The 22,471-nt window shown below is 45.2% G+C and carries 29 protein-coding genes; 12 read left to right on the top strand and 17 right to left on the bottom strand.

Annotated elements, in window-relative coordinates; translation table 11 throughout:
* Positions 1–45 precede the first annotated feature (45 nt).
* From gpM to K0I62_RS05645, 4 genes are all read right to left on the bottom strand, one after another.
* Complete coding sequence (gene gpM, locus K0I62_RS05660; RefSeq protein ID WP_220071291.1) at positions 46–690, bottom strand: phage terminase small subunit; 645 nt, start codon at positions 688–690, stop codon at positions 46–48.
* 47 nt (positions 691–737) lie between these two features.
* Entirely contained in the window at positions 738–1,295 is a 558-nt protein-coding gene (locus K0I62_RS05655; RefSeq protein WP_220070517.1) for a hypothetical protein, read from the bottom strand.
* 109 nt (positions 1,296–1,404) lie between these two features.
* Positions 1,405–2,412 carry a phage major capsid protein, P2 family gene (locus K0I62_RS05650; protein ID WP_220070516.1) on the bottom strand — a complete coding sequence of 336 codons (1,008 nt, stop codon included), beginning with the start codon at positions 2,410–2,412 and terminating at the stop codon, positions 1,405–1,407.
* 62 nt (positions 2,413–2,474) lie between these two features.
* Positions 2,475–3,377, bottom strand: coding sequence for a GPO family capsid scaffolding protein (locus K0I62_RS05645; RefSeq protein ID WP_220070515.1), 903 nt, complete (start codon positions 3,375–3,377; stop codon positions 2,475–2,477).
* Positions 3,378–3,578: 201 nt separating this feature from the next.
* On the opposite strand from K0I62_RS05645, the gene K0I62_RS05640 reads away from it, so the two are divergent.
* Together K0I62_RS05640 and K0I62_RS05635 are read left to right on the top strand one after the other, a co-directional pair.
* Positions 3,579–5,387, top strand: a complete 1,809-nt coding sequence (locus K0I62_RS05640) for a terminase large subunit domain-containing protein (protein ID WP_220070514.1) — start codon at positions 3,579–3,581, stop codon at positions 5,385–5,387.
* Entirely contained in the window at positions 5,369–6,385 is a 1,017-nt protein-coding gene (locus tag K0I62_RS05635) for a phage portal protein (RefSeq protein ID WP_220070513.1), read from the top strand. Before K0I62_RS05640 ends, K0I62_RS05635 begins: the two co-directional genes overlap by 19 nt.
* A 159-nt stretch (positions 6,386–6,544) precedes the next feature.
* Here the strand turns inward: K0I62_RS05635 and K0I62_RS05630 are convergent, their stop codons facing one another.
* Both K0I62_RS05630 and K0I62_RS05625 read right to left on the bottom strand, forming a co-directional pair.
* Positions 6,545–6,880 carry a hypothetical protein gene (locus K0I62_RS05630; RefSeq protein WP_220070512.1) on the bottom strand — a complete coding sequence of 112 codons (336 nt, stop codon included), beginning with the start codon at positions 6,878–6,880 and terminating at the stop codon, positions 6,545–6,547.
* A gap of 90 nt (positions 6,881–6,970) precedes the next feature.
* The gene (locus K0I62_RS05625; protein WP_220070511.1) at positions 6,971–8,017 is read right to left on the bottom strand and encodes a hypothetical protein; all 1,047 of its coding nucleotides are present in this window, start codon (positions 8,015–8,017) and stop codon (positions 6,971–6,973) included.
* Positions 8,018–8,240: 223 nt separating this feature from the next.
* Here K0I62_RS05625 and K0I62_RS05620 point away from each other — a divergent pair, with 223 nt between their 5' ends.
* On the top strand, positions 8,241–8,492 hold the full coding sequence (locus K0I62_RS05620) for an Ogr/Delta-like zinc finger protein (protein WP_220070510.1): 252 nt from the start codon (positions 8,241–8,243) through the stop codon (positions 8,490–8,492).
* Here K0I62_RS05620 and K0I62_RS05615 read toward each other — a convergent pair.
* The 11 genes from K0I62_RS05615 to K0I62_RS05565 form a co-directional block, all read right to left on the bottom strand.
* Complete coding sequence (locus K0I62_RS05615) at positions 8,416–8,628, bottom strand: hypothetical protein (RefSeq protein ID WP_220071471.1); 213 nt, start codon at positions 8,626–8,628, stop codon at positions 8,416–8,418. The two genes, K0I62_RS05620 and K0I62_RS05615, sit on opposite strands and share 77 nt — an antisense overlap.
* Positions 8,629–8,849: 221 nt before the next feature.
* Complete coding sequence (locus tag K0I62_RS05610) at positions 8,850–9,110, bottom strand: PapB/FocB family fimbrial expression transcriptional regulator (protein ID WP_220070509.1); 261 nt, start codon at positions 9,108–9,110, stop codon at positions 8,850–8,852.
* Complete coding sequence (locus tag K0I62_RS05605; protein ID WP_220070508.1) at positions 9,110–9,346, bottom strand: hypothetical protein; 237 nt, start codon at positions 9,344–9,346, stop codon at positions 9,110–9,112. The genes K0I62_RS05610 and K0I62_RS05605 overlap by 1 nt, the downstream gene beginning before the upstream one ends.
* Positions 9,333–11,618 (bottom strand): replication endonuclease, encoded by a 2,286-nt coding sequence (locus tag K0I62_RS05600; RefSeq protein WP_220070507.1) that lies wholly within the window; start codon positions 11,616–11,618, stop codon positions 9,333–9,335. Before K0I62_RS05600 ends, K0I62_RS05605 begins: the two co-directional genes overlap by 14 nt.
* On the bottom strand, positions 11,618–11,875 hold the full coding sequence (locus K0I62_RS05595; protein ID WP_220070506.1) for a hypothetical protein: 258 nt from the start codon (positions 11,873–11,875) through the stop codon (positions 11,618–11,620). The genes K0I62_RS05600 and K0I62_RS05595 overlap by 1 nt, the downstream gene beginning before the upstream one ends.
* The gene (locus K0I62_RS05590; protein WP_220070505.1) at positions 11,872–12,072 is read right to left on the bottom strand and encodes a hypothetical protein; all 201 of its coding nucleotides are present in this window, start codon (positions 12,070–12,072) and stop codon (positions 11,872–11,874) included. The genes K0I62_RS05595 and K0I62_RS05590 overlap by 4 nt, the downstream gene beginning before the upstream one ends.
* Positions 12,069–12,389, bottom strand: a complete 321-nt coding sequence (locus K0I62_RS05585) for a hypothetical protein (RefSeq protein ID WP_220070504.1) — start codon at positions 12,387–12,389, stop codon at positions 12,069–12,071. The genes K0I62_RS05590 and K0I62_RS05585 overlap by 4 nt, the downstream gene beginning before the upstream one ends.
* A gap of 1 nt (position 12,390) precedes the next feature.
* The gene (locus tag K0I62_RS05580) at positions 12,391–12,741 is read right to left on the bottom strand and encodes a hypothetical protein (RefSeq protein ID WP_258405090.1); all 351 of its coding nucleotides are present in this window, start codon (positions 12,739–12,741) and stop codon (positions 12,391–12,393) included.
* The gene (locus K0I62_RS05575) at positions 12,738–13,208 is read right to left on the bottom strand and encodes a hypothetical protein (protein ID WP_220070503.1); all 471 of its coding nucleotides are present in this window, start codon (positions 13,206–13,208) and stop codon (positions 12,738–12,740) included. The genes K0I62_RS05580 and K0I62_RS05575 overlap by 4 nt, the downstream gene beginning before the upstream one ends.
* 51 nt (positions 13,209–13,259) lie before the next feature.
* A complete protein-coding gene (locus K0I62_RS05570) occupies positions 13,260–13,799 on the bottom strand; it encodes a phage regulatory CII family protein (protein ID WP_220070502.1) in 540 nt (179 codons plus the stop codon).
* A gap of 63 nt (positions 13,800–13,862) precedes the next feature.
* Positions 13,863–14,069 (bottom strand): regulatory phage cox family protein, encoded by a 207-nt coding sequence (locus K0I62_RS05565; protein WP_220070501.1) that lies wholly within the window; start codon positions 14,067–14,069, stop codon positions 13,863–13,865.
* A gap of 35 nt (positions 14,070–14,104) precedes the next feature.
* Between K0I62_RS05565 and K0I62_RS05560 the strand changes: the two genes are divergently transcribed.
* The 9 genes from K0I62_RS05560 (at position 14,105) to K0I62_RS05520 (ending at position 22,454) form a co-directional block, all read left to right on the top strand.
* Positions 14,105–15,175 carry a helix-turn-helix domain-containing protein gene (locus K0I62_RS05560; protein WP_220070500.1) on the top strand — a complete coding sequence of 357 codons (1,071 nt, stop codon included), beginning with the start codon at positions 14,105–14,107 and terminating at the stop codon, positions 15,173–15,175.
* Between the two features lie 64 nt (positions 15,176–15,239).
* The gene (locus K0I62_RS05555) at positions 15,240–16,214 is read left to right on the top strand and encodes an FRG domain-containing protein (protein WP_220070499.1); all 975 of its coding nucleotides are present in this window, start codon (positions 15,240–15,242) and stop codon (positions 16,212–16,214) included.
* A gap of 24 nt (positions 16,215–16,238) precedes the next feature.
* Positions 16,239–16,883, top strand: a complete 645-nt coding sequence (locus K0I62_RS05550; protein WP_220070498.1) for a hypothetical protein — start codon at positions 16,239–16,241, stop codon at positions 16,881–16,883.
* A gap of 48 nt (positions 16,884–16,931) precedes the next feature.
* Positions 16,932–17,819, top strand: coding sequence for a DUF4747 family protein (locus tag K0I62_RS05545; protein WP_220070497.1), 888 nt, complete (start codon positions 16,932–16,934; stop codon positions 17,817–17,819).
* A 152-nt stretch (positions 17,820–17,971) separates the two neighbouring features.
* Complete coding sequence (locus tag K0I62_RS05540) at positions 17,972–18,409, top strand: hypothetical protein (RefSeq protein ID WP_220070496.1); 438 nt, start codon at positions 17,972–17,974, stop codon at positions 18,407–18,409.
* Positions 18,406–19,428, top strand: coding sequence for a phage integrase (locus K0I62_RS05535; RefSeq protein WP_220070495.1), 1,023 nt, complete (start codon positions 18,406–18,408; stop codon positions 19,426–19,428). The genes K0I62_RS05540 and K0I62_RS05535 overlap by 4 nt, the downstream gene beginning before the upstream one ends.
* Before the next feature lie 5 nt (positions 19,429–19,433).
* A complete protein-coding gene (locus K0I62_RS05530; RefSeq protein ID WP_220070494.1) occupies positions 19,434–20,054 on the top strand; it encodes a hypothetical protein in 621 nt (206 codons plus the stop codon).
* Positions 20,055–20,388: 334 nt separating this feature from the next.
* On the top strand, positions 20,389–21,636 hold the full coding sequence (locus K0I62_RS05525) for an integrase domain-containing protein (protein WP_220070493.1): 1,248 nt from the start codon (positions 20,389–20,391) through the stop codon (positions 21,634–21,636).
* Positions 21,637–21,695: 59 nt separating this feature from the next.
* Positions 21,696–22,454 carry a hypothetical protein gene (locus K0I62_RS05520; RefSeq protein WP_220070492.1) on the top strand — a complete coding sequence of 253 codons (759 nt, stop codon included), beginning with the start codon at positions 21,696–21,698 and terminating at the stop codon, positions 22,452–22,454.
* Positions 22,455–22,471 lie beyond the last annotated feature (17 nt).

Raw genomic sequence — 22,471 nt, 5'->3', positions numbered from 1 at the left:
TCACCTGTTAAACACTCGGCTAGCGCACTGGAGGGTTGGGAGTCGTTACTTTGATCCGCTTTCTTGTGAGCCATAGGCCTCTAGTGCGCGAATCCGCATTTCAATCTGATTTCTAACGGTTTTAACTTGCGCATGCCTGTGTAAAGAGGCCGCTTTTTCAAGTAAGCCGTCAGCCTGTTGTAACCTGGCGATGTCGCCCACTTGTGTTGGTTTAACGTCGCCATTAGTGGTGCGCAATAATGCCAAGCCCGCGAACTTGTAAAACTTGGCGGTAACCGGCTCTGGCAGTTTCCAATCGTTAACCACGCGCTTAAACACACGGCTAAAATAGGGCTCAATGCTGTGGCCATTTTCTGCTTGCAGCGTTGCCCAATCGAATACAGTGTCAGCAATAAACCCTGGCCACTGGCGGCGAATGCTGCCCGCCATAGGTTGCCCAAGTTCGATAGCTTTGAATGCGTGGCTGATGGCTTGGTCAAGATCGCCAATGTCAAACAGCCAAACAGTGCAATAAGCAAAAATAGGGTTGTCATTAACATGCTGCTTTCCTTTGTCATCGGCATTGAGTGCCGCTAAATACTCTGTGACGATGGGTAGCCATTTAGGCAATAGCACGTCACGCTTATGGGCGACTTTGTCGGCCCGTCTTGCAAAGCCTTTGAGGCGTTTTAAGTCGGCCTCTAACTCTATGAGTTGTAAATGCAGACTTGGGGCGTGAGTGGCATCGCCCGTTAGTCTTACTTTTTCGAGCTCTTTTTGGCCTTGCCTTTCTTCGCGCCAGGCGAGGATTTTTGCCCCGCCGACGGCTTTTTTATCTCTTCTGCCGCTTCTTTGATATCAGCTGCTGCACTGGTGATATCTTCGGCGCTGTAGGCTAGCTCGCTTGATGTGTCGCTTAGGTCGCTGGTTGCGCTTTCTAGCTTTTCTGCGGCATCAGTAACGGTGCAAGCCGCTTCGCTGGCGTTGTCTGCTGCGATGGCTACCGTGTCGGCGGTTTCTTGCAATTCGGTGATGGTGTCGATATTGCCGTCTTCGTCGGTGGTGACTTCTGAAGTAATGGTTTTATCTTCACTAGATGCAGAATCAAAAGTGACTGTCGCTTCAATAAAACGGGCTTTTTGCTCAACCGCTGCACGGCCTTTTGCTAACGCCTCTGATTGCTCGCAGCCCAGTAAAGCGGCCAGTAGCGCTAGCGCTTCATTCTCAGGCGCTGGCGTATCAGCATCGGTGTCTTGGTGAGCATGTTTAGCTTTGGCCGCTTCACGACGCTTTTTAAAATTGGCGATAGCACTCATGGCGTGATCCTTTGGTTTATGACTTATTATTTAGAGTCGTTGGTTACGGTTAACATCTACTTGAGCGTTAATAAGGCGCTCGGCATTGAGCGCCTTATAAGTGCTTTACTTAAGGCTTGGCACCAATAGTGATGGCACTCTCATCAACGGCGGCATAGGCAAGGTACTGACCAATTGCATAGCCTTCGTTACGCCAGTATTTGTCTTCATACTGCTTGCGGTCTTCTACGTTTTCAGACTTACGCTGCATAGTGCCGCGCTGAGTGTAGATGTGCAGGTTCGACAGCATAGTGACCACGATGCGTTTACCAGGAAAGAACGGCGGTGTGTAAGCACGTAAACCACCAATGGTTTTATCCATCTGCTGTGCGGCCACTTTCTCGCTTGGCTTGTCTGCAAGGTTCATCATGTGAGTTTGCGCGGCGGCGATTAGGTCGCTACCCACTAGCACCACGAGACGCGGATCATTACGCAGCTTTGGATGAATGAGCGTATTGCGTAGCTCGGTGACGATGGCATCTAGCGTGGTGTAGTCACCCGCACCTGCTGGGTCAAAGAAGATAGGATCAGTCATGATTTGGTCTGGCGCATTATCGGTTACCAACTTATGCCAGCCTTTGTTTACGTCCTGACCTAGTGGATTCGCATCAGGATCAGACGTTGCCGCAGCAGAAGTACCATTGAAGCCAACACGCAACATATCGAGGGCAAAACGCTGAGTGGCGTTGTCCTTCATGAGCTTCATAAATTCGTTTTGGCTACCACTGTTAGCCCAAACAGACAGCAATGCCCACGTAACCGCCGAACATGAATCAGTTTCGGTTAGCTCGTAGGTATTACCATCAACACCTTGCTGTGATGTAAATCGACCACCTGCCTTGCGACCCGTCGCAATATCATAGCCACCCACATCAACAACCTGGCCTTTAAGCTGGTCCACTTGCATAGTGCTGATCATGCCAAGGAACTCGACCGACTCAAGCAGTGAAGCACGCAGCTTTGTCTCCATTGGATTAGTGACGGCAAACTGTTGAGTTGCATCTTCTACACCGTAGGCCGTAGCCATAGCAGTGTTATATCTCGCTAAAAATCCGCGGGCGGTTTGATTTAATTGCATGCTGTTATCTCGCTATATTCGTAAATTGATAGAACTCAGTTAATGCATCTGCTTAAGCGGCATTACACTAAATCGATTGTTTCGCCCGTGCCTGCTGGGTCTGGCTCTTGGTCGTCTACTTCTGCACTTAACTTATTGAACTTGGTTTCCATTGCGCCCAGCTTTTCAGTCAAACCAGTAAGCGTGTCGGTTAGCGCGCTGAATTGCTCAGCGGTGACACCTGTGGCTGCTTTATCGTCGACTTTCTTGTCGGCGTCCGATTCGACTTTTACGTCGTCTTTTTTGTCGGCTTCTGGCTTTTTACCAAAGGTTTCAACTTTGGTTTCTAGTTCCGTTAGCTTGGTGCCAAAAGTGTCAAACTTGCCCATTAGGGCGTCGAATTGCTCTTTGTTCATGGGTTCTTCCTCGGTAGGGCTGGTTGCCGCGGTCGGCTGAGTAAAGTAATCGCGTAGCAGGGCAAACAAACCCTTATCCGTTGGCTTTGCTTGTTCGGTAATGAAGTCGCTTTGGTGCAACTCTTCTAGTTGGCTGTATTCGTGGTCGTGCTGGTTTTCACCAGCAGAAAACTTAAGGCGAGTAGTGCCAGTTGAGGCTGGCGAATCGGTGACGGCAATGCCCTGCAGGTACGCTTTGCCTGTGCCTTTGTAATCAATATTTGGCTCAATCGACATAAACAGTTTTTGGCCGTCTTTGTTGGCGTCTAGCAGGTAATCGTTAGCGGTCAGTTTGACGTATAGGCGCAGCTTGCCACCTGTTGTGGCTTTTTTAACTTCGTCTACTGTTCCCCAGTTTTTACCCTCGAACGGGCCCCAAGATGAGCGGAAGTGTTCAGGCCAGATCATGGCGGTGTATTCATCTGTTGAATACTGTTCGGCCATATCTTCAATCCACTGTTTGGTGATAGTGCGACCGTCGACTGTTGCGCCCTCGGTTGCTGCGATAACCCATCCAGTTTGTTTGCTCATATTGTTAGCCACTTGCCGCATTATTGATTGATATTGCAGGCAGCATAGCCAGATGAAATGGCTCTCGCACTGGGTTTGATTAGGGTGAATTCGGATTTTATGGGTTATCCGAAATTGGCCGAACTTAAGTCCGTTATAGGCTTGCAGCGAATGAATACACTGCCCTTAGTTTTTAATAATTGTGGGTACTGACCTCAAGCAATGGCTTATTCTCCCGAAATACGCGAGGCCGCTAAACGGCTGTATTTACGCCACTGGACCCCCGACGAGATCCGCAGCGAGTTGGACTTACCCAACACCCGCGTGATCTACTTTTGGGCAGAGAAATATTGTTGGCGTGACTTGCTGCGCGAGGAAAAAGTCGACGAGGCGATAGCACGTCGCATTGTGGTATTGACCGATGTTGCCGACAAAACGGGCAACCAGATAAAAGAGCTCGACATGCTGATTGAAAAGCATGTGAAGCTGAAAAAGCAGCGGGTGATTAATGAAGGCCATAGCTTTGGCCCTGCTAATACTAAAGGCGACAAAAGTAATAAAGGCGGCAGTAAAAACAGTCGCAACGGCGATCAGCAAAATGATGGCGCACCCACCAGTAAGCGCAAAGGCCGCAAGCGCAAGAATGATGTTAGCCACTTAACTGAGGATGATTTTAAAGCCTGGTATGCGTCACTGTTTGAATACCAAAAAGTGATGCACGAAAACCTAGGCCAACGCATTCGCAATATTCTTAAGTCACGGCAGATTGGTGCGACCTATTACTTTGCTGGTGAGGCGTTTGAACAAGCGGTACTCACTGGCGATCCGCAAATATTCTTATCCGCTTCACGCTCACAAGCTGAGGTATTCCGCACTTACATTGTGCAAATTGCGCAGCAGTTTTTTGAGATTGAGTTAACCGGTAACCCCATTGTATTGCATACCGCCCACGGTGATGCCGAACTGCGGTTTTTAAGTACCAATAGCAAAACCGCACAGAGTTACCACGGCCATGTTTATATTGATGAGTACTTCTGGATCGGCAAGTTCGATGTACTCAATAAACTGGCCTCGGCCATGGCAACCCACAAGAACTGGCGCAAAACCTACTTTTCAACCCCATCGACCAAGGCGCACCCCGCTTATACCTTTTGGACGGGCGACCACTGGCGACAAGGCAAGCCCGACCGTGAAGAGGTCGAATTCCCCACCTTTGACCAAATGCGCGACGGTGGCCGCTTGTGCCCCGATAAACAATGGCGCTTTGTGGTTACCATTGAGGATGCCGTTGCGGGTGGTTGCGAGCTGTTCGACATCGAGGAGCTACGCGACGAATACAACGACGATGACTTTAAAAACCTGTTTATGTGCATCTTTGTCGATGATGCCGACAGCATATTTAAGTTTAGTGACCTCGAAAAATGTATGGTCGAGGCGGCGCGCTGGCAAGATCACAAACCCAAAGATCAACGCCCATTTGGTAACCGTGAGGTGTGGCTTGGTTATGACCCATCACGTACCCGCGACAACGCCACATTAGTGGTGGTTGCACCAGGTGAAAAGAAGGGTGAGAAATTCCGCGTACTCGAAAAGCACTATTGGCGCGGGATGAACTTTGCGCACCATGTGAGCGAAATCCAAAAAATTTATGCGCGTTACAACGTGACTTATATCGGCGTTGATACTACGGGCATTGGCGCTGGGGTGTTTGACTCAATCAGCACGCTATTCCCTCGCGAGGCTACGGCGATACATTACAGCGTATCGAGTAAAACCCGCTTAGTGCTCAAAATGATTGACGTAATTGAAAGCGGTCGCATTGAGTGGGACGCATCACACAAAGACATTGCGATGAGCTGCTTATCGATACGCCGCACAACTACCGACACTGGCGGGGCTATTACATTCAAAGCCAGCCGCGACAACACCACAGGTCATGCAGATGTGTTTTTTGCTATCGCGCATGCAGTCATTAACGAACCCCTCAACTTTGCACACAAAAGGAAATCACAATGGGCCCTGCAACATTAGACGCCGCCAACGACGATGTGATAGAAGAGAAGAAAAAAAGCATCGTCACTTTTGGGCTAACTGCCGAGCCCGTTGTCGCCGATACCTGGCTAACCGATTATGACTCGCTGTATTACAACGACAATGATCAGTATTGGGAGCCACCTGTCGATCGGCATCTACTCGCCAACCTCACCCGCCGCAACGCCCAGCACGGCGGCATAGTGCAAAGCCGTGCCAATATGGCAACTAGCCGTTTTGTCTCTGGCAGCATGACAGCCGAGCAAATTGGCGCCAGCTTTTTAAACTTGGTGCAGTTTGGTGATGTGGCACTACTTAAGATCCGCAATGGGTTTAGACAAGTAGTGCGCTTGTTTCCGCTGCCCAGTTATCGCACCCGTGTGGGTAAAGATGGCGGCGCTGTGGTACTTGAGCGTAACAACCAGTTAAAGCGCTATAAAGCAAAAGATGTGGTATGGGTGCGCCAATATGATCCGGTGCAACAAATTTACGGATGCCCCGATTACTTAGGCGGTTTGCAAGCGGCGCTACTCAATGAAGACGCGACCAAATTTAGACGTAAATATTACCTAAACGGCGCTCATATGGGCTTTATTATGTACGCCACCGACCCGAACCTTGACCCCGATGTTGAAGACGAAATCAAAGAGAAAATTCAGGATTCTAAGGGCGTGGGTAATTTCCGTTCGTTGTTTGTGAACATTCCCAACGGTAAAGAAAAAGGCCTACAGATCATCCCCGTGGGTAATTTTGAAAGTAAAGACGAGTTTATGAACGTCAAGAACGTGTCGGCACAAGACGTGTTAAACGCCCATCGTTTCCCACCTGGCTTGTCTGGCATCATCCCCGCTAACACTGCAGGCCTTGGTGACCCTGAAAAATATGATGGTGTTTACTTTAAAAATGAAACTAAGCCGCTGATCAACAGGCTAGTGAGCGCGGTTAACCAAGATGCCGAGATCGGCGGTCGGCTAGGACTGGTGTTTGATTTGGGGTGAAGGTCGTAGTGTAGCTATAAAGCTACACTATTCCATGCATTTTGGTAACGCCTTGTTAAGGGACTTATAATATTCGGCTAAACTTGTGTAGCAAAGCGAAACCGAATCAAACTTTAGCAGTCAAGTTTGAAAAGCTTGTTAAGTGAATGATTACACAGACTAACAATAACAACGAGACTTAGGCTTCTTACAGCTAAAACACGTATTGCCTTGTTTGATTTCTTCTTGAGCTAAAGCCTCTTCACAATTTGAGCATTTATGAGGAACAAACAAACCTTTCAGCTCATCTTCTTTAACCTGTACACCACATTCTACACATACATGAACCCATATATGTCCATTAGAATAACCGCCACACCTTTCACACCTTAAAGTTGCTTCAGATAAAAAATCAGGTTTATCTTTTACAGGATAAACCCCATGATATCCTTCGCCGTATTCTTGAATTTCTTTAATACATAAAATTGAGGGACAGCGTGTTTCTGACTTCTCCATAAAAACTCCTTGTTCAACTTAATACACTTAACGCCCGCATTTGCGGCTGGTTGGAGCGCAGCGGAGAACCAGTCCGACAACATGCGCTTGTTAGCCTTTAAAATCTGGATTAGGTTGCATTATGAATTGCCATAGTGGCAAGTTATTCCCTTTGTATTTATCAGGAATTTCAACAGTAAATACACTTGGTTCCAGATTTGTATCAAGTGCTATGACACTCTTTTCGTATACAGTTTGTTCCCCGTATGAAGAACTTATCATCGAGCTTAGTTCGCCAATCATGGAAAACACTTGCTCCTCTGGAGGGAAATCTGGCGAGTAAGTGAACCTTACGCCCAAAAATTCATCCTCTTCAAATATGCCCTCAGCATCATTCTCACTCCAAGTTCCGAACCTCATAAGATAGAAGGCTATCGACTTTTCTAAATCATCTGTAATTTCTCGATCAGAGCTATATATCTTTACATCACCAATAATAAAGTTAACCTCTCCATCTTCGTTGACTTTCGCTTTTTTAGAGCGATCAGCAACTAGCTCAATCGAAAGGTCTGGCTCCGTACCAATAGTACGATCACCTAATAGTGACATCTCATTTTTCGCTATCGCATTTATAAAGTCTGTTACATATCGTTTTTTTTGCTCGATGAGAGATTCTTTACGCAAGAGGAACCACTTATTCTGCCGTGAAAAATAAATTGCAAACAATAGAGGTGTACCATGCAATTCAGCGTAATTCTCAACCTTTTTGAGGTAATCCTTTTTTAAAGGATAAGGTGATTTAATATTTGGGTAATGGCAGTTTTTAACTTCAACAAAATACTGACTTCCGTCATTGAGTATTAGCTTGTAATCTGGGGCCTGAATATCCTGCTCTGTAGTAAATGCTTCCCCACTGTCCTCTTGCTTTATTAGGCGACAATTTCCTAATGCGCCGGCAACATGAGCGAAAAGCGATTCGACTCGTTTTCCGTGGAGAAGGTTAGGGTTATTTTGAGACGTCTTCAGTGAACGTCCAATGCGCTCAATGAAATCATTCGCATCTTCTTCAACACTTAGCTTGTATCCATGCTCACGCCCCAAAGCGGTAAAAAGATCTATTACCTCAAACTTCTCTGGGTTCCGCTTAATTCGTTTCAAAATATCTCCGATTTATGAAGAGAGGCTAACATCTGATTATACGGCCCTTGCAAGCTATGCTACCTTGCAAGGTAATAGCCTACGATAGCCAACTAAAAGGCACATAACATTGATCTGTAGACCATTTTTGTCAACATAAAAAGTAACTTCAATAATTTAATACTGTTTAAAAAAACAGTATTATGACGTAAACTACGCAGATTAAAACGATTGGGAGATCGGCATGCGAGTAATGTGTTCAGAGTGCGGCAGTAAGGCGATTATAGGTAAAACTAACCGCCTAAGTCTGGCTCATGCCGATTTGTATTGTTCATGCACTAACCCTGAGTGTGGCCATACGTTTGTCGCAAACCTCTCTTTTAGCCACACCCTGAGCCCCAGTGCAAAATCGGCCAGTGCTATTGTGTCAGAGCTTGCTCGGGCTCTTTCTCCTGTCCAGCGTCAACAATTGCAACAGGAACTAAACCTGTTGTGACATGCAACTGCCGATAAATCGCTAATACATCCGCGATTATCGCATTACAAACATCCTTATCAGCCTCTGTATCTAGGTTAGGAAACAGGCCGTTTAATAGGTCTACTTTCAGGTACAGCATAGATTCATCAGTCATTTTTCTAATTCCATAATTGGCACACCAACTGCGGTGCCTAACCTATTATTCACATATACAGAATCGCGCAACCACGTTTCTTGCTAATAGCAAGAAACTGATTTAACAAGCTCTATTAGCGATGAATGAATGCTGAAATAGTGTTTTCAGTGAAAACATTTTTAGCTAGTTGCGCGTTCTTAAAGTTGTGATAAGGGACAATTAACACCGCTTAACTAGGGTTAATTTGTTGCTTTAGTGGTTTGATATTGCAGCGCAAGATCCGCCACTTGATTTAACTTTGCCAATGCTTGGCTAAACTTTCGCTGGTCGACTTGATAACGCCAGTAAGCGCGTTTAGCGGGTAGGCCATCAACTAGATGCGCCATAATCGCATCGACTTTGTTTGGGCTAGTAATGCGCGTGAGTTTCAACAGTACGGCCATGCTTTCGCGGTTTTCATGGCCCTGCACCAGCACTGGTAGTGGTTTAGGTTTTTTCATTATGCGACCTTCCCCCTTTTTTCACGGCGCTGGCTAACGATGTTATTCAATACAACGCGGCATTTTTGACGCTCGTCTTCTGGCAATTTCGCCAGCCATTGGCGCACGGCATCACGATTTAAGCTGTCTAGTTTTAGCTTGCAGCGGTGGTAACGGTCTAAGTGTTGTTGCTTGTCGGCGTTGAATGCCTGAAAACGGGCGCGTTCGCTGGCATCCATCATGTTAGAAAGGCTCATCGTCGTGATCCTCGTCGTCGGTTTTGTGGTGGTAACTAAACGCGCTGGCGTATTGCTCGGCATTTTGCACATCGAGTACCTGGCGCAATTGTTCAAGTGCACGCTTGGCAATATCGGGGTCCATGGTGCTTACCCAGTTTTCGACATCGGCCTTGGTATCGAGCAAGCGCCATGCTTGTTCGCGCAGCTGCTGGTCTATCATCTTGTTGCGCTGGCGCTGAATAGCATCGAACTGGCTATCGAGGGCGGTATCACTCCAATCGCCATTGAGATGATCATTCGGCATTGCCTTGCTGACGATAAGCATGCCGTCACGCAAGCGAATGTATGTATGAGAGTCATTGACCACAACATCAACAACAGCCCCCGCACGTAGGCGTTTAAGATCACTGCAGTCGAGGCCGAGTTTGTTAGCCTCGGCGATAAGTTGGCGATCTTTTAATGGGACATTTGCGATCCTTTCATTAGTTTTGATCGACTGCGTACAGTTATTGTCAGAACTCCAAGGTGCGCGGCTGTCGCCGCTTTTAGAAGCAAGATCAAAAGCCACATCAAAAGCGGCCTCATCGGCTGACGGTTGCGGTGTTTGGTAGTTAGGCTGGCGAATCTTCCAACCCTCTAAACGAGTCTGCACCGCATTAGCGCACGACATCACGCCCATGATTTTGCTGATGTCTTCACCGTATAAGTTGGCCTCGTGGTTAATGACTTTTGACAACTGAATAGGTCGGTCGACACGTTTGCACAGTGTGCCGCCCATAGCCTCGACATAGCGCTGCCAATTGCTGCTGTCTGCCGCATTACGGGCAAGCTCTATCACATCATCAAAGCTAATAGCTTCACGTAGTCGGCGCAGTTCGCGCCACACCGTGACTGATGGCCCACCAATTTGCTGAAACTGTCTAATGTTCCAAGTGCTGGCCCATGCCGCCACACCCTCGGCGCCATGTTTACCGCTGCTTTCGGCTTCATAGTCGTCATCGACATAAGCGCCATCAATGTTTTTAGCAACATATTTGGCAATGTAACCAGTAGCGCTGCCCTTAGCTGGATCAATTGTTTTAAAGTCAAAGCGCGATCGGTAGCTGTTGTGGCGCTGGCCGCGCTTTCCCTTTGGCGGTGCCAATTCATCTTTGTGATGTTGTAAGGCATATTTGCGCATGATCGAACGCGCATGACGCAGTTGGTCAGGGCGAAAAAATAGCACCATGTGCCAATGCGGTGTGCCGTCGTGATGTGGCTCGACCACACGAAAGCCGAACATTTCTATTTCTTCACGGGCTAGCTTTGAGCGAGTTTTTGCCCACTGGTGGCACAAATAGGCTTGAGTGTCTTTAGGATTAGTGCCTTGATATCGCTTGTTTGAATAGCTTGGGCCTTTCTTGCTTTTCACATAACTGTGATATCGGCTTGGGGCGGTCCAAGTATAAAACTCAGCGATAAAGCCTTGCTCAATGGCGAGGTCTTCAAAGCCGCGCATCCGTACCATCAATTCAGCGCGGCGCACTTCTGGATTAGCGACAGAGGCGGCAACGGCATCGGCAAGGGATATCTCTAAACCGTGGGTTTCGTTAACCACGGTCATTTCGTTAAGCCACGCCTTTGCGGCGGCTTTACGGTTTTTAAACTCTTTTAATGCATGGGTCGACACATATGGCGACACGCCAGCGCGCACTTTTCCTGTCACAATGGCCGCATGTTCTTTATATTGGCGATAAGCTTTGTCGAGTTTACGCAGCCACCATGCATCATCGACTAAACGCGCCAGTGCTGCGGCGATAGTGTTGTACATGCGTGGGTCGTGGTCGAACACCCCGCTGGCTTTCTTTTCGTCATACTTGTTAAACGATGGCAATACTGGGCAAAAACCCCACTGATCAGCAGGTTGTTTTACTGCTTCTAACATCTCTTTTGCGTCGGCCTGTTTGCCGCCATAGGTCAAATTATTGAGAATACTGGCAGAGCGGTCGGCCCACTCTTTTGCTACAGCGGCGCGGCGCACTTCGGTATTGATATGCCATAGCGGCAAGGGGAATTGGCGCAACATGGCGCGAGTGGATTTGATGCGGTTACGCAGCCAGATGTTAGCGCTGCGGCCACGACCATGGGCGCGATGTTTACGCACGTACTCTTTAAACAGGCTGGCAGCAATATCATCTGGCAAGCCGTCTAACTGTTTTTGTGACCACTTAAGATCCGCTTGCTGATGTGGCGCCGAAAAAATAGCCGAGAAATTAATCCCGGCTTGGCGTTCGATTTGTTGAAGATCCATTAAATCGCCTCGAACCCATGATAGGTTCGCGCCCTATCAAGCGTTCGACGAATACCTTTAGCCAAAGTGGTCAAGTCATTGCCAAGCGCTTGCCAATATAGGCAATCTAGCGCACCTGAGTACTTAGCGATATTCACCAGATTGGTGTTATCAATCAGGTTATCGTTGTCGATTAAGATTTGAATCTCTTGCGCCAACGACTGCTTATTACTGCGAAAGTGCTTTAACAAATGATGAAAGGCCGCACTCTTACTCATAGCGCCCCCAATTCATTTAGGCTGATACCAAGATCACGCGCCATTTGAAAATCTTCTATTCTGCGGCGTCGTGCGAGTTCGCGCCTGTCAGCGTCGGTGATTTTTTTAGGACGGGTTAAGGTGCCATTAGTGCGGTTTAAAAACGCCGTGCGAATGGCAAAGTTTTGCGAGTTGATGCTATCGGTTAACTGGCTCATGCTGCCGCCCTCGCTCTGTAGAGTTCCTGCACGTCATTCATGGCGCGGTTTAGCGAGCTGCATAAACAGGCAAGTTGAACATCGTTAAGCACGAAAACAGCGACGCGCTCTAAGCCTTGTCCCATGCCGAGATACACATCGGTGCAGTGCTTTAACCCAAGTTCTAGCGCGTTGGCGTGACGCGAATACACATCGGCCATCAGCTTGCGCATGGCAAGGTGTTGCGGGTTGCTTAAATCAAATGTTGGTGAAGTTACGGGCCCAAATTCAGGCGAGATTGCTGACGGCGCATTGGCCGCTGTGATTGAATGAGTCATATCAAGCCGCCTGTTGAATTTGGTTAACGTGGATATTATTGCGAATGGCAACTAAACGAATGTTCAGCGTCTCAGCCAAAGCAGGGCAGGTGACCTCAGCAATGGCTTTGAGTGATTCAAGTGCGGTTTCTACCATCTCGCGATCGGCTGGGGTTTCAAATGATAATGACGCAATGACGCGGTTGGCCTCTTGCGCTATCGCTTGTTCGACTGTTATGCTTTGCTTTGTCATATTGATGCCTTTAATAGTTGATTTGACGTTGGCCATAACCGCTGCAACGGTTGTGGCTTTTTCATTTATAAAACTGAGTTTTCTAGCACTGTTGTTTCTGTTTACCTGAATTCCGTTCACTGCTTTACCCCTTCGACTTCTAGCGCCAGCGCCCTGGCTAATTCGCTGACATCGGCCATTTGGTTATCAATCTCACTGCCATCGGTCCCCTTTGGCGGCAATGACTTAACTCGCTTGGGTTTTGGCTGACTTAAAAACTGATCACGCGCTAATGACAAACTGCCAAACACTTTAGCGAGATCTGTTAGCGCAATAATCGATTTACGCACCGCGTCGCGGTCGGCTAGTGAAAGAGTGAGTAATGGTTTATTAATAAATTCAGACGGTTTAAGTCGGGCAGCAAACAAGATCATTGCTTTTTGCTGGGGTGCTAATTTGTCGTACTGGCTAGCTGCACTGCTTCGCCCAAGCATGTTACGCATTGCTGCAATAGCAACCGCACCAGCTGGCGCATGTTCATTCGCGGCGTTGGTAATATCTTGCTGAGACATCGGTGTCGATGCCGTTGATTTAATAGCAATAGACATACATTTCCCCTAAAAATTAACGTGTCGTTATGTTTATATGTGGCGCTTTGCTTACATCAAACCCGGCATTGGCATTGCTTGCAGCGCATCGCTAGCTACCGTCAATACTGGAATAGCTTGAAATTTTTGCTCAACGTCATGCACAAAAATGGCAAGTTCTGCCATCACATACGTGGCGCGTTTTACCGTTTCGTGCCGCATACGCTCAGTCACTCGCTTGGTGACTTTGGCGTCTAGCGCTAACGCACCTAACTGGGCTGTATTAGCGTTGATATCGAGCGCTCTATCAGTCAAAGCTCGGCGTTCACTATTGTTTAAATCGTCAAGGCATACCGATGGAACGCAATTAAGGTCCAGTAACACCCCGTCGACAATGCAGCGGTTGCCCGATGCCTTTGAGATTCTTATCAACTCGTGCACCGTGAGCTGGTGCGGCTGGTCAAGCAACAGCTTGTTGCGCAGCATTTGGCTACTTCTGATTTTTGCCGATGCGGCAACATCCTTTAACTTTTCTGAGTCTGCAAACTGGCGCAGCGCACCCGCTAAATGCGGCTGGTCGCTGGCCTTGTGTACCTGGTCATTTGCATACATGGCGGCAAAACTCCATTTTGCTAATCTTCAATTGAAGAGAAAAGGTGACAATTTGAGTAATGCTTAATTGGGTGTGGCGTTGGCTGCCGCTTCGTTGGCGAGCGCCAACATATTGATAAGGGGCTTATCTTTCGGTCTGTTTTTTGGGCGAGTTGGTAAGCGACCCTCTTTTGCCATAGCGCGAATGGTATTCAATGGAATGCCTGAAACCCGCGCAAACTCTTCATATGAAACATATGGGCTTGCAATTTGATATGCGAATGGGCTCATAAGTGGTAACCTCTCTTTAAGTGCGCTCATTGTTGATGGCAGTCGGTGGTGAGCGATATTTACGTTTCGAAAGGATTATTGATCACTTGTTAAGACATATCAATACAAATGACGAAGAAATTCGTAAAAAATTAAAAAAAACCTTACTTGTTGATGGTGGAAAGCCTTTTGTAGAAAGACTTGTGCACATTTTCGGCTTGCGTAGCAAAGTGGAGTTATCGACTTGTATTGGCGTTTCTACTGGCTCAATTGCCACTTGGCAGACGCGAAAAACACTGCCATTTGAATTAGTGGTAAGGCTGCATTTAGCCACTGGAATTTCTGTTGAGTATTTATTATTTGAAGAGTTGAAAGGCGATTTGAATGTCATGCAATACTTGCCAGATCCCACAGAACAGCCAAACTTTGCCAACATCAAGCATAATCTTGGACACTTCCATTATTCGCTATCACAACCTGCAAAATATGATGGCGGTGCAGTATTGATTGATCGCTTGCTGTCGCTTTTTAAACTGCCAAGTAAGGTTGCATTAGCGGAGTTAATTGGCACAAGTGAAGGCACTATTTATGTGTGGCACACCAGAAAAACTACTCCGCACGAACTGCTGTGTCGTGTTCATTTGGCTACAGGCGTTTCCATGCACTACTTGTGCTTTGGTAAAGAGTGGAATGATGTTGTTGCTTCTAAGCAATATACCGAACAATTGTATGCCGATTTACTTGCCGGGAAAGTTCGTACTTATCAAGCTAGTGAAGATCCTGGAAGCGTTTTGCCTGTGAAATACATTAGGGTTGTGAACGGTAAAGCCAATATTGTCATGAATAATTATTCGCTAAACCCTACACTAGCTGATGAATCTGGAATCTCAGCTGAAGACGGTTTAGTGATCCGCAATGAAGGGGTCACTTACTTTATCGACAAAAGCCAAACCGATGTAGTCAAAGGCCAATATTTAATTGATGTAAATAGCTTTATGCAAATTGTCGAACTCAGACTATTACCGGACGGCAAGGTGTACGTTATCGACGGTGAAGACAAATACCCAATAAACCCAGACACCACCAAAGTAATTGGTAAAGTCGTCTCGGTATTAAAAAAAGTGTAGCCACATCCTAACAACATCGGCTAAAGCCGTTATATTTATCGACACATGATACAAGGAAGTAAATATGTCTGAACCAGCACCAATAGCTCATTGCCTGCAAGATGTGCTTACTATCGCAGAAGAGCTCACTAATGGAATACAGGGCTGTTGGTATAGAGGTCACAGCGACACAGCTTATGAACTGATCCCGAGCGTTTTTCGTCGCTCAGGCAAAAATCAGGATGGCCCATACTATGATGAAACAAAGTTACTCGAAGAGTTTGTTCGGCGCCATCCTCAAGCCAAACACGAGCATAGTAATACCCTAGAGTTGCTGACCTATGCTCAGCACTATGGCTTGCCAACAAGACTACTTGACTGGACAGAAAGTCTATTAGTTGCACTATATTTTTGCTGTGAAAATAATGATGTAGATGGAAAGCTTTACATATTGAACACTGAACGCGTTTCGATACACCTCGAATGGCAAACTTTGTACGCAAACCTTGCATCCTCAGCAAGCGTATTCGACTCTTTCGATAGCGTCATAAAATATCTTCAAATTTTGGAGAAAAAAGAGCCAGCCATTTTTGAAGGCCAACTTTTCATTAACGATAAACCACTGAAAGAACTAAAAAAAATCGTTGGGTTTGAAAGGTTTTGCTTTATTAACAATATGCGATCTAACGGAAAGTGTTTAGACATAGACCCCACCGGGATCGCCTTACTTTCTGACCCTCTAAGCAACTACTTCCCTTATCGCCCCCCAATGATTAATAAGCGATTAGTAGCCCAAAAAGGACTGTTTACACTTCATGGTGGAAAGATTGAAAACGACCAGCATTTTATCAAGCCGCTCAGTATTGAAAAGTTACAGCTAAGTAATCAACAAGCCGTCAATAGTTCATCTAAAAAAGCGTATTTGACTGAAATAATCATAAGCTCTGATGCAAAAGATAAAATATTGAATCAACTGAACGTGTGTGGCATTAACAAAGCAACATTGTTCCCTGAACTAGAGGTTCAAACGGAGCATATAAAAAACCTCTGTAAGTTTTAACTATCTGAATCAAGGATGATAATCATGACAGACAAAAAGCAAAATCAAATAGCCGATATGGAAGCCAAACTGGCACACCTAAAAGCGAACCACGTCGACAGCCCTGCTCAAGCCAAAGCCCGACGATTAATCAAACCCCTATTTATCTCTATCGGGGTCATCTTCGCTTTAATATTCATCGCCCTTATTTTTTCTGCTGGCAACGAACACAAGCCAGAAGTGGAAACCGCATCAAGCTCCTCCGCACCTGTAAAACAAACACTAGAAACTAATGACGCTAAAAAATGGCAAGCCTACCAAGGCGTATCCGACTGCGAACTGGCTTACCAAATCTACAGCGACTACGCACCGATCATCTCTAGCTTGGAGAGATTCGTATCGAACAACCCAGACTTAACCCATCAACAAGTTGTGCAGTGGAAACAGTCAACCAAGTTTGATGAAAGTATTAACGCGATAGACGAAAAATACCCAGCCTACTACAAGGTTTCGATGCCCAACTCGCTATTGGCACACGGCTTTAGCTTCAGCGCTGGGCAATACTGGCGCGACATTTTTTCGGCCACTCGCAACGGCATGCCCTTAGTTAGCGAACAAACCACCTTGATGCAAGATGACCTGCGTTTACTCAAAGCAAACTGCAACATCGAATTCGGATCTTATTTTTGAAATAACACTACATGCAAAATATTAACATTTAAAGATAAAGGTAAAGAAATGACTGAAAAAAAGTTAGTTGTTGGTGCGATAAATATCACGATTCAGCCTCATTCACCCGATATGTATTTAAAGCTATTTCGTGATGTATACAAATTAAAGTCACCAATAAAAATCTCTGGTGATCAGTACGCTTTATTGAGTAGCTTACATAAAGTGAAAAGTGGTCAGAAAGAACCTGGGCCAATAACTGGAGATATATACCGCTTCACTTCTATCGATTCTGACTCACCTTGGTTTAACCTAGATACTGGTGATTTTGCTGATGATTCCTTAATGGATGATATAAAAATACCTGACAATTTAAAGCCAAACGGGGCTAGATTTTCGTATATTTTTTATCCTGAAGAGCACTTTTTATTCTATGAAGGTTACTATAACGGTAAATCGTTCGGTCCTCAAAGTGCTGAAAAATTTATAAAATCACTGTTGAATCGTGAGAGCATTGTCGCTAAATACGGAAAGGTTGATGTAACACATATTCCATCAACAGATAAATTGAATGATGCCCTAAAAATTCCAACTAAAGAGCGTATCGATATGGTTATCACACGACCAAATGCAGATACTTTTAGTAAAACTCAGAGAAGGGTTATGAAACGTATGAATGCCATAAATGTCGAAACTCATGAGCAATCATTTAAAGCCATAGATGGACAGTCAATCAAACTAGATTCTGATCTAACAACAATGGCAAAAATTGCTGCTAACAACGGAATGGTTTCTATTAAAGGTAAAGATATAAATTCAAAGCCTATTGAATACTCAACTACATCTCACCCATTCTTATCTAAAATTTATTACAACTCTAAAGTTCAAGACTCGTTTTCTGCTTTAGTTGATCTTACACTATCGCTGAAAGATGAGATAACCAAGTGGTTTAAATGATGAATGACAACATACTGGTAATTTACTGGCGGTCATACGGCGGATTCAAGGCTCTATTCTCGAGTCCGTTTCTCTGGGCGTCTATTATCTTATCTTTGATGCTGTACCCTCATTGGTCAAAGCCAAATTGGTGGGAAGATGTTCTGTCAATAATGCCAAATTTATTAGGATTTTCGCTTGGCGGTTTTGCCATGTGGATTGCCGTTGGCGATGATAATTTTAGAAAGCTGATTAGTGGTGAGGATGGTGATGGGGAGCCATCACCATACATGGAAGTAAATGCTGCATTTGTTCATTTTGTAGTACTACAGATGTTAGCAATATTTTGTTCCTTATTTGCAAAGGCATATTACTTTCCACTCCCCCAGGGACACTGGATTTTAGTGATGTTTGGTGAAAGCTTTTTCTGGCTGTGTTTACTGGGTAACTTTATAAGTTATATTATTTTTATTTATGCTCTGCTATCTGCAGTTGCGGCAACTTTTGCTCTATTACATGTTACCTCTTGGTATGATGCTGCCAGGACAGATGAATTAGCAGCTAAACCTAAAGAGGAAACTAACGTCTCAAATAATGATCATCAGAAATGACCATCTCGAACCTAAAGAACGGTAGCGATAAACCTTGGAAGCTCGATATGCGTTTGGCAGGTCGAGATAGTAAACGGATCCGCAAAAACTTTGCCACCAAAGGCGAGGCCCTGGCTTATCAAAATTACATGCTCAACACCGTCAAAGATAAACCTTGGCTGGGTGAGAAGGTCGACAATCGGCGACTGTCTGAGTTGATCAAGCGCTGGCACGAGTTACACGGCCAACAGCTCACTAAGCCAGAGCAGCGACTGCGCAAGCTTGAAATGGTGTGCTGCGGCATGGGGGATCCAATTGCCAGTAAGATCACGGTGAACGACTTTGCCAATTACCGGCAGATGCGCCTCGATGGTGAGATAGAAGATACCATCGGCCGTAAGCAGCCGGTTAAGCCCAACACGGTCAACCATGAGCAAGCCTATCTTAACGCGGTGTTTTCTGAGCTGAAACGCTTAGGCGAATGGCCCCACCCTAACCCGCTTGAAGGTCTGCCCCAGTTCAAAATTGAGGACACCGAACTGGCGTTCCTCTACCCTGAAGAGATCCCCATCGTCTTGGAAGAATGCGCGAATGCCGAGTATGAGCATCTAACCACCATTGTGCTCATCTGCCTGGCGACGGGTTGCCGCTGGTCAGAGGCCGAGGGCTTAAGCGGTAGCCAGATAGCACACAATCGCATCACCTTTGTAAAAACCAAGGGTAAGAAAAACCGCACTGTGCCGATAGCCAAAGAGTTGGCCGACAGGATCCCCCGGGCAAGAGGCAAGTTATTCAGGCCATGCCGCAAAGCGTTCGAGCGCGCCATCAAACGCACAAAGCTACAATTCCCAGACGGCCAGATGACTCACATATTACGCCACACATTCGCCAGCCATTTTATGATGAACGGCGGCAATATTCTGGTACTAAAACAGATACTCGGCCACGCAGATATTAAAGACACCATGCGATACGCCCACTTCGCCCCCGATCACCTGGACGACGCAATCACCAAAAACCCGATAGCAGGATTATTATAATAACTATGAAATTCACTAGTAACACCTTAATTGGTCTTGTCATTTTAATATTCGCTTTACTCATTCCATACTTTGCTACGTTTAATAGTTTCTCATTTTCTACCGACTCAAAGGACTGGGCTAACTTTGGTACTTATATAGGCGGCACATTAGGTCCAATTGGGGCGTTCTTAGCATTTTGGGGATTGATGGCACAAAATAATCTGAACAAACAAAACTTTGAACATCGATATTTAATTGAAAAAATTGAAAGAATTCATAAAGAAATTTATTCCACTCTAGAGAATACTAAAGCAATGAGAAGGGATGTGGTTCCCCCACAAATGGTTTGCTTAGCTGATATTCTAGTTTCTAGAAGAATGGATTCTAAGGAATTAATACCATTCAATAAGCATGCTCCTGAAGCTCATAGATGTAAAGATGGTGGTCACGATGAAAAATCATATAGTCGTACAACCTTACTTGTAGCTCAAGTTTTGTTACTGCAAAGATACCTAAACGAATTAAACCAACAAACTCCAAATAGTCTTGAAATAAAATTTTGCAATGAAAAATATGCTCCTTTACTAAAGCAATTAAAGAAAAAGCATTGGATCGATTTTGAAGTATTTTTACCGTCTACATAAATGCCCACAAATTGCCCACGCAGCCAGACCACAGCAACAAAAATGGATTAACATACATCTTTTAACTTATTGAAATTAATATAACTTGTTGATTTCACTACCCCACCACTAGAATGTAGGCTTTTTGGACGCGGGTTCGAGCCCCGCCGCCTCCACCAATAACAGAAACGAAGACGTCCTAGGACGTCTTTTTTTCTGCCTTTAAAAACATAAAATCAATAACTTACAAAAACACCTTCTTTCAGCAAGGACTTTTTCAGTCCAATAATATCCGGTTGCAATAGATACATCGGCGGGTACACTGAAGGTACACACACTCTACGGTGTACCTAATATGGCTAAGCAGACTACCCAATTAAGTGACACAGAAGTTAAGAACGCGAAACCTCGAGATAAGGAATATCACCTATTCGATGGTCATGGTTTAAGATTGCGCATTAAACCGAACGGCTCGAAACTTTGGCTTTTCAACTACGCCCACCCTCTTACTAAGAAACGTAATAATTTAGGCCTAGGCTCCTATCCCACTGTGTCGCTTGCTCTTGCACGAAAAAAAGCCGTTTCAGCCAGAGAATTGCTAGCTGAAGATATAGATCCAAAAGCTCATCGCGAAGACCAAATAGCTAAAAAAGCAGCCATCATTGAGCACACACTTATCAATGTCGCCAAAGATTGGATGGAGTGTAAAAAAGAAGCTGTAACTGAAAAACATGCAGCGAAGACTTGGAGTTCTCTCGAACTGCATATTTTTCCCGACTTAGGCAAAATCCCAATTAGCCAAATTACTGCGCCGAAAGTCATTACAATCCTTCGGACGATAGAAGCCAAAGGACATTTAGATACAGTGAAACGCTTATGCCAGCGCCTGAATGAAATAATGGTTTTTGCAGTAAACACAGGCTTGATCCACGCGAACCCATTAAGTGGTATAAAAGCCGTATTTAAGCAGCCGAAGAAAAATCACCTATCGGCGATGCAGCCTCATGAACTACCCGAGCTAATGCAAGCCATAGCAAACGCGAGTATTCAAAGGTTAACTAGGCTGTTACTTGAATGGCAACTTCATACCATGACCAGGCCTAACGAAGCCGCTAGCGCAAGGTGGGATGAAATTGACATGGAAAATCGGCTTTGGACTATTCCAGCCAGCAAAATGAAAATGCGCCGTGCTCATCAAATCCCACTAACCGATGAAACCATTAGGTTACTTGAAATACTCAGACCAATAAGTGGACATCGCGAATATTTATTCCCAGCAAGCCGAAACCCTAAAACCCATTACAGCGAGCAAACAGCAAATGCTTCTTTGATTCGTATGCAACTCAAAGGTCGCACAACCGCGCACGGTTTTAGGTCACTAGCGAGTACAACGCTTAACGAACAAGGTTTCGATCCTGATGTTATAGAGGCCGCGCTAGCGCACACCGACAAAAATCAGGTTCGCAGTGCTTATAATCGCAGCGTTTATTTGGAAAGAAGAAGAGTCATGATGGCTTGGTGGAGTGAACATATTATTCAAGCTGCCAACGGTAACTTTAGTCTTTCGCATAACAACAAAAACTTAAAGTTAGTTGGCAAATAGTGAGACATTCAATATTTCGAAATACACAAAAGTAACAAAGAGATAGCTTAGGAAGAGCAATGACGAATAGAGCAAAGTTAAAAAACAGTTCAATTCATGCAACTGACCGCGATACTTTACATCAATATGGCTTCAATGACGCCGAAATTGACCGCTTACGCTCATGGGTAATGTCTAACCCATGGTCAATAAATGAAGTAAATGACGCATTTGAAAAAGTAAGTAACATCAAAAAAAGTATTGATAAAATAAAAAAAGTACTTACAAATCTTACCAGCTCAGCACCAGCAATAACCTTAGAATTAAACCATCTCAAAAATCAATTTAACGATTCATCAAAACCGAGCCTTATTGAAGGCTTTCCATATATAGAAAGCTCTACACCTCCTGATCCTAGTCTTGCAGAACAGCAACTGCTAGAAAACTTAAGTAGCCTAGACTTAGCACTAGAACACTACCTTGAAACAATTAAACAACCGATGTTCATTCAGTACCACGACTGTTTAATGGAGGTCATACAAACAACAGGTAAAGAACGAATCCTATCTGGATTACGCAGTATTTGGGCTCAAAAACACCCGGAAGATCAACACAGTGCAAGTCAGTGTTTTTTAAACTTTGTAGCTATTTTATTTATGAGTACTTCCGACAACGAAGCTACAATCCTCGCACCAGAAAACGTCAAGAGTTGGTGGAATGAGTGTCAGAAAGCCAACTTAAAAACAGGTAAAAAGCTGAAATACCCAGTATTAATTATGATTGATGAAGACGGAAATAAAACATATTTATCCTCCCCACCTGAAACCACAGACAAATAGCAAGTATAAAACTGTAA

It is taken from the genome of Shewanella psychrotolerans, assembly GCF_019457595.1.
Classification (GTDB): domain Bacteria; phylum Pseudomonadota; class Gammaproteobacteria; order Enterobacterales; family Shewanellaceae; genus Shewanella; species Shewanella psychrotolerans.
The sequence above is the reverse complement of the archived record's forward strand: the minus strand, read 5'-3'. Positions and strand labels throughout refer to the sequence as shown.